We start from the raw sequence: 16,273 nt of genomic DNA on the forward strand, positions 1-16,273 counted from the left end.
TCCAAAGCAGTTGCGGTTGGCGTCGTCATCTTTTGTGATCACCAAGCGAATCTGTCGTATGCTAATTACCAAGCGATTTTGTCGTTAAGCTAATTACCAAGGGAAAGTGACGGAACGGATTAGCGCACCTTTTAAAGTAATCAAAACCAGCTTTAAAGGGTGCTAAGGATGTTCTAGATGGATTCAAAATCTCAGTTTACTGTCGATATCATTAGCAAAGTCATTGATGGCAAAATTACTATAAATAGCGCGGACAAAATTGCTCGAACATCAACAACAAATTTATCGCGAATTTGTGCAAGGCGAAAGGCTAGGCCAGCGTCAACCCCACACTCATCAAGGCATCAGCTCGGCCAGTTGCCCTAGACAGTCTTTATCCAACACCGGATGAGGATCAACACTGGTAATAAGCACAATATCCACCGCCGGCAGCGGTGGCATATTATCGAGAATAATCAGATCCTCGCTGACACTCACCCGCCCCATCGCACCAATAGCCATCTTTGAGCGCACAATAGCTCGCTGTGCTGATGCGGTGTTACAGCAGGCAACCAGTTGGTAGGACACGCCACGTTTGGTCAGGCCATCGATGGCCGCAGCGTGGTACTTGCAATCAGTTTGAAATAGCGCCAGTGGCAACGGTTTGTCTGTATTGGGCTGAAAATCTGGATGGCTGATCCATACCCCTTTATCACGCGAAATCCAGTAGCCCTCCTCACTATCGGGCGCGCGAGTAACAATCGCAGCATCCAACTGACCTTCATCCAACTTCGCTCTAAGAATTACGCTAGGCTCGCTGTACACTTGAATCGAACACGTGGGCTCAGCTTGTCGCACAAGCTCGATAAATTTGGGCAAAATGGTGTCGTTATAATCCTCAGGGCAGCCTATACGCAGCGGGCGTTTGTTCTCATAGCGCTTCACATTTTTAAGTGCTTGGTTGTGCAAGCTCACCAACTGCTCGGCGTGCGAATGCAGAGCCAATCCTGCCTCACTTAGAGTCAGGTTGCGGCCGCGTTTCTCAAACAAACTCACCCCCAGCTCGTCTTCAAGCTTGCGCATCTGGGCACTAAACGCCGATTGGGTACGATTAATCTGTTTAGCAGCACGGGTAAAACTGCCAGTCTCAATAAACGCTAAAAAACTGCGCAACGCATCGATATCCATATTGAACTGTATCCATCGCTTTTTCTGATGTGTGCCATCAAAACTATCCGTTAGTCGCGATAAACACAATAGGCTAATTTGTTTGGCAGGTAAGCAATCAAATTCAAAGAGATGGAGATTCACATGCAACTGTTTATTGGCAATCAAAATTACTCTAGCTGGTCACTTAGGGCTTGGCTGATCTTTTCTCACTACCAACTCGATGTTCAGGTCACCAAACTCAAACTGTTCACGCCCGAGTTCTACTCGGCTCTTGAGGACGTGACACCCTGTGCCAAAGTACCCACGCTTGTCGACAACGATGTCACTGTATGGGACTCGCTGGCGATTTTAGAGTACGTGAACGAGCAGTATTTGCAGGGTAAGGCCTGGCCTAGTCATCCGGCTGAGCGAGCTAAAGCCCGCGCCGTTGCTGCCGAAATGCACTCGGGATTTTTTGCACTACGAGATGAGCTACCAATGAATATCCGCGCGCACAGAAAAGTGGAACTGAGTGAACAGGCACAAAAAGATATCGCTCGCATTGATGCGCTATGGTCAGAGCAAGCCGATGCTTACCCAGATGGGTGGTTGTTTGGCGCGTGGTCCATCGCTGATGCTATGTATGCACCTGTTGCATTGCGCTTTGAAACCTACGGCATAGCGCTCTCACCCGGTGCAAAAGCCTACCAAGATAAAGTGCTAGCCAGTAAAGCGCTGCAGCCTTGGTTGACTGAAGCTCGCACCGAGCTTGACGTAGTGACCGAAGATGAGGCGGGCGTCGAACTGTAACGCCATCACCTTTATCGTTATCAACTCCGAGGGGAACTGACGCTGTTTCAACTGTGCACTTCAGATCTGTCGTCTGTTGCCCTCAATTTACGCTCAAGACTTCGAAGCCGCTTTGCCAAGCTAACTCAAATCAATTAGCGATATATACCGCTATTATTTCACCATCATTAAGCTTAAATCACTAAACAAAGTATAGAGTTAATCTTTTCTTACTGGTTTGTTTTGGGTTGATTAAGTTTTCCCTACAAAAGCTACCTGCAACATCTCTGTCATAAGCCACCTATTGAATAACACCGTCATTAATATCAACCAGTGACATATTAATAATAATATCTTTCAATATTTGGAGTATAACATGCGTATTATGTTGCCTTTATTGGCGATGGCAGTACTGACAGCTTGTAACAGCTCAAACTCAGACAAAGAGGATAGCCAACCTTTGCTGCCTCTTACAGGTTTTGCGCTCGGTGAGTTCGTCGTCAATGGCGAAGTTACGGCACGAAAACTCTTCTCTGAAGACGAGCATTCTGTTCAGACTATTACGGCACAAAATGGGCAATTTGTCTTTTCTGGCAAAGGTGGCCTTGGTCTAGAGGAAGGCGAAGTTTATCTGATCGAGGTAACCGGAGGGCAGTTAACACGCTCTGGCTCACAAAATGATAGCAGCTTTACGACAAGCTTTAATGGGCACACCTTATCAGCTTTGATTGAGGCTGGCGCTAACCAAGAGCTGATCATCAACCCCTTCACAACCGGAATTTCGCGCTGGGTGATGGATAACGGCCTTGGTTACCAAGACTATCAGAACCTTATGCAAAACTTACCTGAGCAAGTACTGACGATGACCGAACTTGATGAAAACTGGTCTTCGGTGAATGAGCTTGGCTATGCGATTAGCTATTTTAACCAAGCAGTTGCAGGGACGACTGAGTCAACGCTCACCGGTATGAACAAGGTGATTGCCTCACTCGAGGACAACGCCCAGTTTGATCAATATGACCTGGTTACGCCAGAGATGGTTGATGAGTTTGCACCGCTCGCACACCACTACGCTAAGCGAGCACATAACCACATTAATGCCGCAGGACAGTACGCCGCAACACTTAATGGCAATGAAGAACGTGTCAAAGTGGGCGTCGTACCAGACACCCAAGGCAGCGGTGACAACAACTCCTGGATCCTTCAAGATGGATTGATGAATTTTTACAAACAGCAAGGTGTTGATCTCGTCCTCGCAGTTGGTGATTTGACCAACAGCAATACCCAGTACGAATATGATAACTGGCTCAGAATCATGGAAAAGTACCTCGATGAAACCGATGTAACGATACTACCAGTGCGCGGTAACCATGAGAAAAATAGTATCTCTATCGCTGATCCGTCTGGCGGCGCTAATATCTTTAAGGAAAACCTCCACTTTATGACCGAAGGGGGGGAACACCTAGAGGGCTACGAAGGCCTGACCTACGCGCATAAATACAAAAATGTCCTCGCTATCAGTATTGACGTTTATAAACACAACAATAGCAACGACCTAAACCTGAAAAACCCGTGGTTAACCGCTTACCCATGGATTCAATCTCTAGTAGAAAAGTACCATGACGAGGTTGACCATATCTTCATTTCTACCCACGAGCCGATGTTTGGACGCCGACGCAATGGTTACTGGAGCAGTATTGCTCAATGGCCTGTTACCGGTGGCGCGGATAAATTGAAAGAGATGATGAAGTTCTTCTCGGACAATAATATCACTTACGTTTCTGGTCACGACCACCAATACTCTCGCTCGGCAATCCTAGTAGACCGAGAGCGCACTGTCGCGGATGAGTTACAAAAACTCGTTCCAGTTGAGTATTTTGACCACATGATCAGCGGTAACGCGTCATTTAAAGAGTACACCACCCGCTACCATGCTGGTGCACACCACTCGAATGATGATGAGGCCGTTCATGAAAGAATGGTATCTCGTCACACTATGGCGGGCATTGATACGGTAGGTTTGAACGCCTCAATCTTCGATATTCGCGGTAACCTAATTGAGTACACAGGCTATGTAGCACCGCACACCTATACTCAAGCAATCCAAGACGAGCATGAAGCTAACGAAGAGTGGGATGCATTTGATTATGATATCCCATTCAAGCTGATTGACCGTTACAGTAAGGTGAAAGGCGCTCACTCTTATATCCTTGATAGTGAGTTCAATAGCGCTGCTGAGACTGGGCTGATCCATTTGAATGCTGACGCAGACAAGGGTTATGCCGGTACTCAAGCCAAGCTGCTGAATTACATCAACTACACCTTCAATACTTATGACAGTGAGGGTAATGGTGGTATTTCAGCGCGCACGATGAACCAAGATACGCTGCTAACTTTCTCTTTCCTAGCGGATTCTGAGAGCAGCGAGACCCTGACCGATGTACTGATGGTGAGTGGTACACAACAGCAAGATGGTGTGCACCTTAACTCTGCTGGTGTGAACGTCACTGATGAACACCGTTTCGATTCTAATCGTATTCGTTACGACGATGAGTCTATGGACGGCTTCATTGAAGACATCAAAGGTGACCTTTACGCGCTCGGTTTCATTGTGCCTGAAGGTGTAGAGATCAACGAAGTTGAACCTGCTCGCTACGACGACAGCAGTGGCCAATGGATTTCACAAGCCTACCCTGAAGGCTCACTGGATAAAGGGCGTCCGTTTGCTGACATCTACTTGCAAGCCGGAAGTTACCTGCCAACAGAAATTGCCAACCTGACCGACACTGAGCGCCACAAAATCAATGGCGTTGTTCCTGAATCGCGCATGATTTGGTTCTTGTCGAACCAAGATGGCAAATTTGCCCTGGTACGTAAAGGCTCTGCAGTACTTGCACAGTAATTCCAACCTATCGATCAGCAGAGGTCTTATGACCTCTGCTTGTTCGAGCTTGTTCCAAATACATCACCGGCTCTTTGAGCCTCACCTTGCAGCCAGTTGACTGCATGAGATCAGTAAGAAAACCTTATGTTGAAAAAGAACTGTATTTTTATCCTTTTTTTATTTCTTTCAGTGGCCTATACCTACACTGACTACCACTTGTCATCAAGTAACAAACAGATCAGGGTTGATAAAACTGCAGTCAACAATTATCTCCATCACACGCTTGAGATTGTCCACCCTGACGCATTCGAAAACTTCCAAACCGGGCTGGATAGTGCAGCGCAGCAAACCCTGATTGACAATCTGATCACCGATCAAATCTTGTATGAGTACGGTATGCGTAATAACTTTGCTGACAACGACGAAGATATTAAGCAGATCGTGATTGGCAAAGCGCAAAATGATATTGAAATGACGTTGCTCGCCGAAATCGATATCAGTCCAGATCAAGTCTACGCCCATTATGTAGAGAATATGACGGATTATGTTTCAGGGGATAAGATCACTCTTGAGCTAATCAACCTAGAGGGGGGCTCTGAGAGGGAAATCGCAGCAGCACTAAGCGCCGCCAATAACGGACAGACTGCTGCAGAAATATCAACGCTAGCAAACATGCCTAACGTGATGCGCAATGCCGACCTACAGAGGCTTAGCCTTGTGTTTGGAACAGAGATCGCTGACATGCTTGTCAAACAGGCTCAGGCTGAAACTCTTGATCAATGGCAATCCGGCTTTACATCCAAGCACGGACACCACCTTTACCGTATCTCTCACTACCAAGCATCACAACCGATCCCATTTAGCCATGTGCAGCAAAGCGTCGCTCAAGAGCTATTGATGAACGAATTACGTAGTGCGTACGACGCCCGTATGGCGGAAAAAAGACAAGCTTTTGAAATCATCGTTGATTTAGAGCAAGGGAATCAAAATGCTTCGTAGATTCATCTCTATCTGCCTGGTGTGGATATGTTCATTTAACGCGTTTGCTCACTCACTCGATGCTATGTTTGTCTCGATTGCTGAGTTTGCACCCAATCAATACCGTGCGGTAGTGACCCCGAGTGCCAAGGCCGATGCGGGTAACACACCACGCTTGGTCTTTCCTGACTACTGTACTAACGAGTCTATCCTTGAGAACTTCTATACATTAAGCTGTACTCAAAGCCTAATAGGGGCAGAGATAAATGTGGATTACTTCCTCGCTGATCTGTGGGTCAGTATGGTCGTGAGTTTCCGCGATCTGTCCGGGCACTCTTCAGCCATCGAGATTCATCAAGACAATCGTTTCATTCTCTCATCCGACGCCCCAAGCCAGCAAAGCTTCTCGATTAAGGCCGGATTTGAGCATATGTTGGCGGGCGTCGAGCACGTTCTCATGGTTGTCTTGATGGTCATGCTCTTTCCAAGGTGGCAGGCGCTGCTTAAAGTGATTTCCCTGTTTACCCTCGCGCACCTGTCCGCGATGTGGGCTGGCGAGCAACTCTCCCACTACATCAGCTCCCAAAGCGCTGAGTATGTGATCTATTTGGCTCTCGTCATAGGTTTCTATCGACTGGTGATCTCACCAAAATCTCACTTAATACCACCAGCGTTCTTTGCTGTTGTCGGCCTATTCCATGGCTTGGCGATGTATGGCGTCATTGCGGAGCTCGCGGATAGTGGGCAATCGCCCTTGGAGTTAGTGTATTTTAACCTAGGGATAGAGCTTGCTCAGCTACTCGTGATTGCCGTGTTGTTACTCGTCTCAACACTCACCCGACAATTTGCATTACCACAGCAAGAGATAGCTAAACACCTCACTTTTGCCAAGTACGCTATGAGCTTGTTAAGCCTGTACTTTATGGTCGATTTTATCGCCTTCAATCACATCTTTTAGTTGATACACCCAAGTCATCAAACATATTTGGCGATTTGGGTGTGCTCTCAATGCTAAAGATGCTAGAAATGCTACAGAAGAAGTCGCTTTATTTGTCACATGAGCGCCAATCGATCAATCTAGCAGGGTATTAGGCTAGTTGTCTTTTAAGACTACTATTTCAATAAACCGCCCTGCTCAGTTCAACTTATTACCAGCTTTCTTGCCCTTGTAGCGAAATAGTCACTCATATAATGCGATAGCCCTTCATCAAGCTTATCCTCAACGAAACGATCGATCACAAAACCTGCGTCTAACTGTCCGCCGATGATTTGCTCCATCGTATGGCTAAACTCAATCGCTTTTTTATCCGCAATAAACTGGCGTTGTTCATCCTCATCAAGCTCATCCATTGAGTTAAATGGTAGGCGATTTGTGACCTGGAAGATCCCCTGATCCCACAAATCGGCATCAAACAGATAAATGGATGGATGAGGCGCGGCAAGCATAAAGCAGCCTTCTGGTTTAAGCACACGAAAACACTCTTGATACAGGGTCTTCAACTCGGGGATATAAGTAATCGACACTGGGCACAGGATAATGTCAAAAAGCTCTGATGAAAATCGCGACAAGTCACGCATGTCCCCTTGCTCTGTCTGGATAGATAAACCGTTGAGCTCTGCGCTTTTAATATCCGCCGCCAGTTGGCCCGCAGAGAGGTCCATCACAGTTACAGCCGCTCCCATTGCCGCAAGCAAAGGGCCTTGCTGACCGCCGCCTCCAGCTAAACAAAGGACCTTCAAACCGTTCATATCACTCGGGAACCACTTACGTTCAATCGGGCGTTTTAGACCAAGATGAACCTCGAAGTTGCCCTCTTTCGCACGTGCAATCGCGTCAGCATCCACCGCTTGAGTCCAACTGACCCCTTGCTCAACATAGTGATCCCATGCTCGCTCATTGTGCTTTACGCTATCGGATAGACTGGCGCTGCCCTTGGTTTTTAGTTCATTCATCGCTCACTCCTGCTCACTATTTGGGATGGCGTTATACCATGGGAAAGTACAATTAAAAGTGCATAAACTAAAAAAATAACCATACATCACAGAAACTTACCAAAAATACAAACGAATATTCCTGACTTTTTCTCTCCTAGTTTTTCGTCTCAAGAGCAGGAGTAACTTACGGACAATCACTCTGACTTTGTTGCCAAACTCTAGGCGAGCCTACCCAGAACCTGAGGTCGCTCGGTGCAAATGATAACAATTATCACTTGCAATAAGATTTGTTATAACATAACATTTGTGCGCAATTTTAGAGGACAGCATTATGAAATCAGGAATCCACCCACAGTATCGAACCGTCGTATTTCACGATACAAGTATTGATGAATACTTCCTTATTGGTTCGACATTACAAACCGACCGCACAATTGAGTGGCAAGATGGCAAAACCTACCCTTACTTCACGATTGAGGTATCAGCGAAATCACACCCATTCTACACAGGCAAACAGCGTGTGCTGCACAAAGAAGGACGCGTTGCCAACTTCAACCGTCGTTTCGGTAATTTAGGCTCAAAGAAAACACAAGGGGAATAGAATGAAAGTGCTTAGTTCATTAAAAAGTGCCAAAAAGCGTAGCCCAGACTGTCAGGTCGTAAAGCGACGTGGTCGAGTATACGTAATCTGTAAGTCGAATCCGCGCTTTAAAGCAGTTCAGGGTAAAAAGAAAAAGAAATAGCCAAGCAGACCCTACTTGTTGGCACATATCCTAGTGAGTCGCTACGAAAACGATCTCCTCTTACAAAACCGTCTGGCTCAGAGAGGAGATCGTCGATTAGCTCTTGTTGGCGAGATTGGATGGCTTGCAGTTGGTATTGGTCACCATCGATTAATCACCACTAAACCTTGGAATATGCCGTGGCCGTAAACCAAGCAAACTTGCTCAGCGACTAACCTATTTAATAGCGTCTGCTACCGCTTGTGTCTGCTCCGGGGTATAAGTCAAACCCAATTTCGTTCTTCTCATTAGGACATCCTCAGCTTGATAAGCAAATTCGTTATCGACCAAATAACCTAGCTCGAGTTCATAAAGCCCAGGCGCAATTTGCTTGCCCATACCCACAAGGCTATTGGCGCCACTGAGCAAGACATGTGTCTCGCTGCCGTATTGCGCAGCAAATCGGCTTCTTAACTCAGGGGCTAACCATGGGAAATCCACTGCCAACTCTTGCTCTAGCTCATCGATAGAGTTTATGTCCCCACCAGGCAATACGCTTTGTCGCGTCCACTTGGGTCCCATTGAGGGAAAGCAAGGACTGAGCTTGTCTAGTGCCGCTTCGGCTAACTTTCTATACGTGGTCAGCTTACCACCAAAGACAGATAACAGCGCAGGCTGTCCCTGTTGGTGCTCAAGCTCAAGCGTGTAGTCGCGAGTAATCGCCTGAGGAGATGACGACTCATCTTCACATAACGGTCTGACACCACTGTAGCTGCTGATGATATCTTGCTTGCTAATACCGTTAACAAAATGCTGATTGACAACATCAATAAGGTAATCCGTTTCTTGTTCACTGATAGCGCAATCACGTGGGTCTCCGCTGTACTCCACGTCGGTAGTACCGATGATGGAGTAGCGATCAAGGTAAGGGATAACAAACACAATCCGTTGGTCTTGATTTTGCAGAATATACGCCTGCTCTTGCGTGTGGATCTTCGGCACTATGATGTGCGACCCCTTGACCAGTCGTATGCGACGTGGTGATTTTCGCTGCATGGTACCTTGAATGAAAGACTCTACCCATGGTCCGGCGGCATTGACTAGCGCCCGTGAGGTGTAATCGCAAGTCTCGCCGCTGCGCTTATCTAGCACCGTCACCTGCCACAATCCATCAGCTTGCTCAACGCACGTCACTTCGCTGTAGTTGAATACACTCGCGCCACGTCGCTGCGCATCAAGGACATTAGCCAAAACCAGTCGTGCATCGTCCACCCAACAATCAGAGTATTCAAAGCCTTTTTTTATCCCACGGACAAACAAGCCACTTTCCGTCAAATCTACAGCTCGTGTTCCTGGAAGCGTATTTCTAACCGCCAGCATATCGTACAAAAACAGTCCGGCTCGGATCATCCAGGCGGGACGCAAGAATGGCCGATGAGGCAAACGAAAACGCATTGGCTTGGTGATATGTCGCGCCTTATTCAGCACCACTTCTCGCTCAGCTAGCGCCTCTGACACCAAGCGAAACTCGTAATGTTCAAGGTATCTCAATCCACCGTGGATCAGCTTAGAGCTGGTACTGGAGGTTGCGCTGGCAAAGTCTTGCGCCTCAAAAAGCGCAACATCTAGCCCTCGGCCAGCTGCGTCGGCTGCAATCCCTGCCCCATTAATTCCACCACCAACGATAATCAGATCCAAAATCTTATCTTGTTGTGCCATAAATCTAACTTAATTCTCTGTGTATGAATGCTGTGTAACAAGACAGCCACCTTTACAGAGACAGCCATCTGTACCAAGACAAACTAGGCAAGTCGCCTAGTCAATCAAATTTCCTTGTTGGTCGAAGAAGGGAAAAGGGCCTTCACTATCGCTGATATAGCTAATGTGAGAAACGACGGATTCACCCTCAAGTGTCAGCAGTTGGATAGCGCATGGCTCCAATGAGAACGACGAAGGGGCACTTGGATCAAGGTCCAGAGTCACTGAATGACTGTGAGAGGGCCCAACCCACACTGGGATCCCCTTCCAAACTGCACTGACTGGGCGGTGAAGATGTCCTGCACAAATACCGCTGATATTGCTGTGCTGTGACAACACATCGTATAGCTCATCGGCATTGGTTAGGTTTTGCACATCCATATGATTCAGTCCCACCTGCATCGGAGGATGATGGAGAAACAACATGACCGGTCGTGCGTGGTATTTGGTCAGTATGTCATCCAGCCAAGCCAAGGTCTGAACTGATAAATGACCATAAGGCTGCCCAATAACAGAAGAGTCTAGACCAACTAGGACATGATCCTCATGATCAACCACAAAGTTACAAAATTCTGGATGATCAAACTCCGCAAGACCCACAAGCCCCTCGCGCAAGTTATCGCGATGATCGTGGTTACCCGGCACCACCAACAATGGCATATGGAACTTAAGCAGCTCCTGCTTTATGACTTGATACTCTTCCGGGCTACCAAAATCGCCGAGATCGCCAGTGATCGCTACATAATCTGGCTGCGGTTTGAGATTATTAATGTGGCGAATCGCTTTGCGCAGACAAGCAAGAGTGTCCACTTTTTGATAAGCAGGTCTACCGCCCTGCTTGATATGTAAATCAGTTAACTGAGCAATGAGCATAATGTTATTTCTTTAATGGGATCAGTCTAGAGGGTTCAAATGTCAGGGTCACGACCTGACCCGGGCGATACTCCATTCGCTCAAAACAGTCCACCATCACATCACTCGCCTTTTGCACGCCAGACAGCATCACACGCGTTCTATCGCCTAGGAAAACACTACTGACCACAGTGGCTGTCAGTGCCTTGGGATCATCGGTAATTTCCGTCAGCTGAATATCTTCAGGTCTTAGCATTACATTAAGCGCTCGATTGTCAGCAATCAGGTTAGCGGGCAATGACAATAGTTTACCCGTATCAAGTTGCAGTGAATCACCGACAATCTCGCCTTCAAAGCGGTTCATTTGACCAATAAAATCCGCAACAAAGCGGCTGCTCGGCTGAAGATAGATCTCGCGCGCGCTACCAATCTGAGCGATCTCACCATGGTCAAGCACCGCAATGCGATCACCCATCGCCATCGCTTCTTCTTGATCGTGTGTCACATAGACAGCGGTGATACCCAGATTTTTTAACAGGGAACGAATATCCCCACGCAGGCGCTGCTTGAGCAGTGCATCCAACGCTGAAAGCGGCTCATCTAGCAGCAAAACATCTGGCTCAGTAATGATTGCCCGTGCAAGTGCCACGCGCTGACGCTGACCACCAGAGAGTTGATGTACCCCTCGTTTAGCGTATTTCTCAAGATCAAACATCTCAAGCATCTGCTGCAACTTTTGCTCTCGAACCGAGGCATCAACGCCGCGCACCTTGAGGCCATAAGTGATATTGTCACTTACGTTCATGTTCGGAAACAGGGCGTAAGATTGAAAGACCATTCCCACTTTACGCTGCTCGATCGGTAGGCTAGTCACCGTGCGTCCACCAAATGCAATCTCACCGCCATTATCATCGGCAAACTCAAGCCCGGCAATCAGGCGCAAGGTAGTGGTTTTCCCGCATCCTGAGGGACCAAGCAGGACTAAGATTTCTCCAGCTTCAATGGTTAAATCAGTTGGCTTAAGTGCCAATGTGCCATCAGAAAAGGTTTTGGTAATATTGTTGAGCGTGATTTCTACGCCATTCTGTCGTTCTAACATTTTATCTATCTTAGCTATTTGTCACTGGCTTGCGGTTAAGTAACTGCGCTAGCACCAGCAGCGGTAAAATGAGGCAAAGGAAAATCAGCGTATAAGCTGAGCTTATTTCTAGGCGCATCGAGGCATAAGAATCTGCCAATCCAACTGGTAAGGTTTTGGTCAGCGGGGTATGCAGCATCCAAGTCAGATTAAATTCACCAATGGAAAGGGTCAGTGTCATCAGCATCCCAGCAACGATGCCCGCTTTGCAGTTGGGCACAATCACATCAAAGAAGCGTTGCCAAAAACTGGCCCCTAAACTGGCCGCACCCTCTTCAAGGACACGAAAATTAATGCTCTGTAGTACTGCTAATACCGATTTGACCATAAATGGCAGCGTAAAGATCACATGACCGACAAGGATAAACAACCAACTGGCGCGAAAGTCACTAAAGCCGCCATACGCCAGGATCAGGCCTAATGAGATTGCCATACCAGGAATCGCGATTGGCAAAGTTAGGATCTCATCAAACAACTGTGCCCAGCGACTCTTGCTCTGTGCAAGCACATAGGCGCAAGGCACACCGACAATCACGTTGATCAGCGTGGTTGCTAGAGCAATCTGCAGCGTCAACCAAATGGTTTCAGAATACAGCGACCAAACCTGTTCTACCCAGCGAAAGGTAAAACCGCTCTTCATACCGACAAAGTAGTTGTTGGTTAAACCGGCCAGAACCGACATGATCACCGGCACAATCAAGAAGGCGCACACCAACAAGGTAAACAGCAGTTGAATATAAAAATACTGATCTTTTTTCATCGTTATCCCCCCATTGCCATCGTAGAGTCACCCTGACGCTTAGCGAGCGCCAAACACAGCCAGGTCACAAACCCTAAGATCAGACTTAATGCTGCTGCCATAGCGAAGTTGGCGTTGAGAGTAAACTCGGTATAGATGGTCATGGGTAATACATTAATATTTGTCGCCAGAGTAAACGCCGTGCCAAATGCCCCCATCGAGGTCGCAAAACAGATTGAGCCAGAGGAAATCAAGCCAGGCTTGAGCGCGGGTAATGTGACATCCTTAAAGATTTGCCAACGATTTGCGCCTAGAGAGCGTCCAGCCTCAAGCAGGTTATGGTCTAACTTTTCGGCCGCGCCCATTACCGTCAGCACCACGCGTGGAATCGAAAAATACAGATAGCCCAAGAACAGCCCCGCCATTGAATAGGCAAACATCCAGCGCTCACCTGTTAACAACAAACCCGCTTGGGCAAACAGTCCCTGGCGTCCTGCTAGCATGATGACGAAAAAGCCGATGACCACACCAGGAAAAGCGAGTGGGAAGCTCAGCATAGCAACCAGCAGCGCCTTACCGCTAAACTCATACCGAGTCAAAAACAGACCGGTAACGGTGGCAATTGCTAGACTCACAATGGTCACCAACATCGATAACATGACGGTCGAGAATAGGCTCTTGAGGTACATAGGCTGAGTAACGATATGCCAGTAACTTACCGCACCGCCATCCACCAGCGACACCTGCACCAGTTGCACGACTGGAAGCAGAAAAAACGCACAACTGATGACCAGTGCGGGCAGCACGAGCCAAAATGAGAGATTGATTTTTTTCATAGTATTTATGGTGGGCACTCGTCCCACCACCTAATATCGACTGATGTGAACTAGTTCACTTCACGCAGATAGCGCTCAGCAAAAGCTGCTTGGTTTTCAGACATCTTGGCAAAATCCACTGAGCCTGCTCGCTGATACTCGGATTCTGGCAAGAACTTGGCTTGCGCCTGCTCATCCATTACGCCATCAATCACTGGACGAAGGTAAGCATTCGCCCATACTTGCTGGCCTTTTTCAGATAAAACGAAATCTAAGATTTTGTCGGCATTGTCAGGGTTCGGCGAGTTTTTCACCTTGCTCATCACGTAAGGCACCGCAATCGTACCCTCTTGAGGAATGACAAATTCAACATTAGAAAAATCGTCATACTTAGCACGGTAGGCGTTGAAATCGTAATCAAGCAAGATTGGAATTTCGCCAGAAATTACACGTGCATAGCTGGTCTGCTTTGGCACGATTGGGCGGTTATTACGCAGTTTATTGAAGTACTCGATGGCAGGTGAGAAGTCATCAATATTGCCTCCCATCGCTTGGTTAATCGCAACCGCACTGGCATAACCGACAAAGGCGCTGGTTGGGTCAAGGTAACCGATCATCCCGCGGTACTCTGGCTTGAGGAGATCTTCCCAGCTCTGTGGAACATCCGCACCATCAAGTGCATCGACATTGACGAAGAAACCAATCGTACCTGAGTGAATCGCAAACCAGTTGCCCTGTGGATCTTTCATGCCCTCAGGAATTAACTCCCAGTTAGTCGGTTTGTAGGCCTCAACCACCTCCTGGTTGGCGGCGTTAATACCAAACGAGACGCCGTAGTACACCACATCCGCTACCGGGTTATTCTTCTCGGCCACTAGCTGCGACAAGGATTGCCCCGAGTTTTTGTTGTCCATCGGGACGCGAATACCCAGCTCTTTATTGATCAATTGCAGCTGACCGCCCCAGTTTGCCCATTCTGGAGGACAGTTGTAGCAAATCGCATCCGATGCTTGAGCTTGAAAAGATGCGCAAGCGAGACCTATCAGTGCCGCGGCAGCTTTCTTGAATTTTGCACGTGCTTTAACAGCCATTTTTACTCTCCAATAATAAACTCTTCGTTCGTATTTTGTTTGGGGCTACACCGAGTGAGCCATTCATTTGTATTTCGTGCTCCAAAGCAATACTGGTGCTTAACCTTGCTCCCGCTTTGGAATTGAATAAGATATCCACTGCCACTTGACCCATTTTCAAATGCGGTACAGCCACAGTCGCCAAGCTTGGTGTCACTAATTGACCCAAGCTCATACCATCAAACCCGATGATGGATACATCATCCGGGACAGAAAAACCTAAGGCCTGCAATGCGTTTAGGGCTTTCAATGCCAGCAAGTCGTTACTACAAAACCACACGGTCGGCGCATTCTCACTGCCAAGGATGCGGCGTTGATGAGCACCAAAGCTATCAAGCTTGTTCTGCTCTACCTCCAGTAAGCACTCTAGAGTGATGCCATGCTCACTCAAGCCATCAACAAAGCCCTGATAACGCCGTTTGGCCCGATCAGAGGTTCGAAACCGCCCCGTGATCATGCCCACGTGACGATGACCAAGCTCCACAACTCGTTTGGCAACGTCGATGCCAGCCTGATAGTTATCCACGTACACGCACGGCTCGCCTGCCAAGGATTGGTTATGCAGCAAGCAATAGGGAAATCTAAAGTCTCGCAGTACCTCGAGTGCTCGATTTTCTGATGCATCTGCGATGGTCAATACCACGCCCTCGACGCGTTGTCTGACTAAATCTGCTACCGCCTGCTGCTCTTGATCGCAGGCATATTGGGTATCAATAACCAGAGTCGAATAACCAAAATGTCTGGCTCGTTGTTGTATTCCTGCAACAATTTCCGAAAAAACCGGATTCAACAGACTTGGGATGATCACGCCAATAGTCGGATTTTTATTGAGTTCTACCCTTTTTGACTGACGCGCTGTGCTGTATCCAGTCAGTGAAATGACGCGCTCAATCTTTCTGCCGGTATCAGCCGCAACGGCATCTGAACAATTGAGATATCTCGACACGGTTGCTGCTGACACTCCCGCCAGTTCCGCGACATCTTTAATGTTCATCCGCTCTCCTTTATTCATCGAGAGTAAGTAGTGGTCGAGGGCAAGATTAGGTGAGGTCGATGACACTTTTATTAAGCAAATTTGGCAATTTTGCGACTTTTAGCGTCATATACAAACACGTTAATGACATTTGGCGGCCATATATTTAATGAAACACAATCGTTTCATTAAAAGTCGCCTTTTTTAAGGTCATTTAAATTTTTTGATTAAACCGAAGATAAGCAAAAATTCCCAAGTACGTGGTTTTACATCGCCGCGTACAACAAGCCCAATGAAGTGTCTTTCTCCCCTAAATAAGCGACCTAGGGGCAGCATACTGTGGTCTATCAGCGATAGTCCCTTTACTACGTTAGTAAATAAGAAGTTGTCATATGTCTGTAATAAAATTACAGCTGATGATTTTGAAAGCAA

Annotated in this window: 15 protein-coding genes; 6 read left to right on the forward strand and 9 right to left on the reverse strand. The window is 47.4% G+C overall.

The features are described from left to right. Nucleotides 1–336 precede the first annotated feature (336 nt). On the reverse strand, nt 337–1,167 hold the full coding sequence (locus ACSTTG_RS06445; RefSeq protein WP_438474170.1) for a LysR family transcriptional regulator: 831 nt from the start codon (nt 1,165–1,167) through the stop codon (nt 337–339). A gap of 123 nt (nt 1,168–1,290) precedes the next feature. On the opposite strand from ACSTTG_RS06445, the gene ACSTTG_RS06450 reads away from it, so the two are divergent. The 4 genes from ACSTTG_RS06450 to ACSTTG_RS06465 all read left to right on the forward strand — a co-directional run bounded on the left by ACSTTG_RS06450 (nt 1,291) and on the right by ACSTTG_RS06465 (nt 6,737). Next, the gene (locus tag ACSTTG_RS06450; protein WP_438474171.1) at nt 1,291–1,938 is read left to right on the forward strand and encodes a glutathione S-transferase family protein; all 648 of its coding nucleotides are present in this window, start codon (nt 1,291–1,293) and stop codon (nt 1,936–1,938) included. Nucleotides 1,939–2,293: 355 nt separating this feature from the next. Then, on the forward strand, nt 2,294–4,819 hold the full coding sequence (locus ACSTTG_RS06455) for a metallophosphoesterase family protein (protein ID WP_438474172.1): 2,526 nt from the start codon (nt 2,294–2,296) through the stop codon (nt 4,817–4,819). Nucleotides 4,820–4,945: 126 nt separating this feature from the next. After that, on the forward strand, nt 4,946–5,800 hold the full coding sequence (locus ACSTTG_RS06460; RefSeq protein WP_438474173.1) for a hypothetical protein: 855 nt from the start codon (nt 4,946–4,948) through the stop codon (nt 5,798–5,800). Then, a complete protein-coding gene (locus ACSTTG_RS06465; protein ID WP_438474174.1) occupies nt 5,790–6,737 on the forward strand; it encodes a HupE/UreJ family protein in 948 nt (315 codons plus the stop codon). Before ACSTTG_RS06460 ends, ACSTTG_RS06465 begins: the two co-directional genes overlap by 11 nt. Nucleotides 6,738–6,919: 182 nt before the next feature. Here ACSTTG_RS06465 and ACSTTG_RS06470 read toward each other — a convergent pair whose 3' ends face one another. Further along, nucleotides 6,920–7,732 carry a class I SAM-dependent methyltransferase gene (locus ACSTTG_RS06470; RefSeq protein ID WP_438474175.1) on the reverse strand — a complete coding sequence of 271 codons (813 nt, stop codon included), beginning with the start codon at nt 7,730–7,732 and terminating at the stop codon, nt 6,920–6,922. A 313-nt stretch (nt 7,733–8,045) separates the two neighbouring features. On the opposite strand from ACSTTG_RS06470, the gene ACSTTG_RS06475 reads away from it, so the two are divergent. Next, entirely contained in the window at nt 8,046–8,315 is a 270-nt protein-coding gene (locus ACSTTG_RS06475; RefSeq protein WP_438474176.1) for a type B 50S ribosomal protein L31, read from the forward strand. Between the two features lies 1 nt (nt 8,316). After that, on the forward strand, nt 8,317–8,457 hold the full coding sequence (ykgO, locus tag ACSTTG_RS06480) for a type B 50S ribosomal protein L36 (protein ID WP_438458075.1): 141 nt from the start codon (nt 8,317–8,319) through the stop codon (nt 8,455–8,457). A 216-nt stretch (nt 8,458–8,673) separates the two neighbouring features. Here the strand turns inward: ykgO and glpD are convergent, their stop codons facing one another. From glpD to ACSTTG_RS06515, 7 genes are all read right to left on the reverse strand, one after another. Then, nucleotides 8,674–10,155, reverse strand: a complete 1,482-nt coding sequence (gene glpD / locus ACSTTG_RS06485; protein WP_438474177.1) for a glycerol-3-phosphate dehydrogenase — start codon at nt 10,153–10,155, stop codon at nt 8,674–8,676. A gap of 96 nt (nt 10,156–10,251) precedes the next feature. Beyond that, a complete protein-coding gene (locus ACSTTG_RS06490) occupies nt 10,252–11,067 on the reverse strand; it encodes a phosphodiesterase (protein WP_438458073.1) in 816 nt (271 codons plus the stop codon). 4 nt (nt 11,068–11,071) lie between these two features. Continuing rightward, complete coding sequence (locus ACSTTG_RS06495) at nt 11,072–12,145, reverse strand: ABC transporter ATP-binding protein (RefSeq protein WP_438474178.1); 1,074 nt, start codon at nt 12,143–12,145, stop codon at nt 11,072–11,074. A 10-nt stretch (nt 12,146–12,155) separates the two neighbouring features. Next, on the reverse strand, nt 12,156–12,944 hold the full coding sequence (locus tag ACSTTG_RS06500) for an ABC transporter permease (RefSeq protein WP_438458071.1): 789 nt from the start codon (nt 12,942–12,944) through the stop codon (nt 12,156–12,158). A 2-nt stretch (nt 12,945–12,946) separates the two neighbouring features. Further along, nucleotides 12,947–13,759, reverse strand: a complete 813-nt coding sequence (locus ACSTTG_RS06505; RefSeq protein ID WP_438458070.1) for an ABC transporter permease — start codon at nt 13,757–13,759, stop codon at nt 12,947–12,949. Between the two features lie 50 nt (nt 13,760–13,809). Then, nucleotides 13,810–14,829, reverse strand: coding sequence for an ABC transporter substrate-binding protein (locus tag ACSTTG_RS06510; RefSeq protein WP_438458069.1), 1,020 nt, complete (start codon nt 14,827–14,829; stop codon nt 13,810–13,812). Beyond that, nucleotides 14,819–15,862: a substrate-binding domain-containing protein gene (locus tag ACSTTG_RS06515; RefSeq protein ID WP_438474179.1), complete on the reverse strand. Its 1,044-nt coding sequence runs from the start codon at nt 15,860–15,862 to the stop codon at nt 14,819–14,821. The genes ACSTTG_RS06510 and ACSTTG_RS06515 overlap by 11 nt, the downstream gene beginning before the upstream one ends. Between the last annotated feature and the right edge of the window lie 411 nt (nt 15,863–16,273).

The sequence above is a fragment of the Vibrio glycogenivorans genome, from assembly GCF_051660965.1.
Classification (GTDB): Bacteria; Pseudomonadota; Gammaproteobacteria; order Enterobacterales; family Vibrionaceae; genus Vibrio.

What these genes read in the sequence shown, in the direction of transcription:
- ACSTTG_RS06445 (WP_438474170.1), bottom strand. Translation starts at nt 1,167, where the DNA reads ATGGATATCGATGCGTTGCGCAGTTTTTTAGCGTTTATTGAGACTGGC.
- ACSTTG_RS06450 (WP_438474171.1), top strand. Translation starts at nt 1,291, where the DNA reads ATGCAACTGTTTATTGGCAATCAAAATTACTCTAGCTGGTCACTTAGG.
- ACSTTG_RS06455 (WP_438474172.1), top strand. Translation starts at nt 2,294, where the DNA reads ATGCGTATTATGTTGCCTTTATTGGCGATGGCAGTACTGACAGCTTGT.
- ACSTTG_RS06460 (WP_438474173.1), top strand. Translation starts at nt 4,946, where the DNA reads ATGTTGAAAAAGAACTGTATTTTTATCCTTTTTTTATTTCTTTCAGTG.
- ACSTTG_RS06465 (WP_438474174.1), top strand. Translation starts at nt 5,790, where the DNA reads ATGCTTCGTAGATTCATCTCTATCTGCCTGGTGTGGATATGTTCATTT.
- ACSTTG_RS06470 (WP_438474175.1), bottom strand. Translation starts at nt 7,732, where the DNA reads ATGAATGAACTAAAAACCAAGGGCAGCGCCAGTCTATCCGATAGCGTA.
- ACSTTG_RS06475 (WP_438474176.1), top strand. Translation starts at nt 8,046, where the DNA reads ATGAAATCAGGAATCCACCCACAGTATCGAACCGTCGTATTTCACGAT.
- ykgO (WP_438458075.1), top strand. Translation starts at nt 8,317, where the DNA reads ATGAAAGTGCTTAGTTCATTAAAAAGTGCCAAAAAGCGTAGCCCAGAC.
- glpD (WP_438474177.1), bottom strand. Translation starts at nt 10,155, where the DNA reads ATGGCACAACAAGATAAGATTTTGGATCTGATTATCGTTGGTGGTGGA.
- ACSTTG_RS06490 (WP_438458073.1), bottom strand. Translation starts at nt 11,067, where the DNA reads ATGCTCATTGCTCAGTTAACTGATTTACATATCAAGCAGGGCGGTAGA.
- ACSTTG_RS06495 (WP_438474178.1), bottom strand. Translation starts at nt 12,145, where the DNA reads ATGTTAGAACGACAGAATGGCGTAGAAATCACGCTCAACAATATTACC.
- ACSTTG_RS06500 (WP_438458071.1), bottom strand. Translation starts at nt 12,944, where the DNA reads ATGAAAAAAGATCAGTATTTTTATATTCAACTGCTGTTTACCTTGTTG.
- ACSTTG_RS06505 (WP_438458070.1), bottom strand. Translation starts at nt 13,759, where the DNA reads ATGAAAAAAATCAATCTCTCATTTTGGCTCGTGCTGCCCGCACTGGTC.
- ACSTTG_RS06510 (WP_438458069.1), bottom strand. Translation starts at nt 14,829, where the DNA reads ATGGCTGTTAAAGCACGTGCAAAATTCAAGAAAGCTGCCGCGGCACTG.
- ACSTTG_RS06515 (WP_438474179.1), bottom strand. Translation starts at nt 15,862, where the DNA reads ATGAACATTAAAGATGTCGCGGAACTGGCGGGAGTGTCAGCAGCAACC.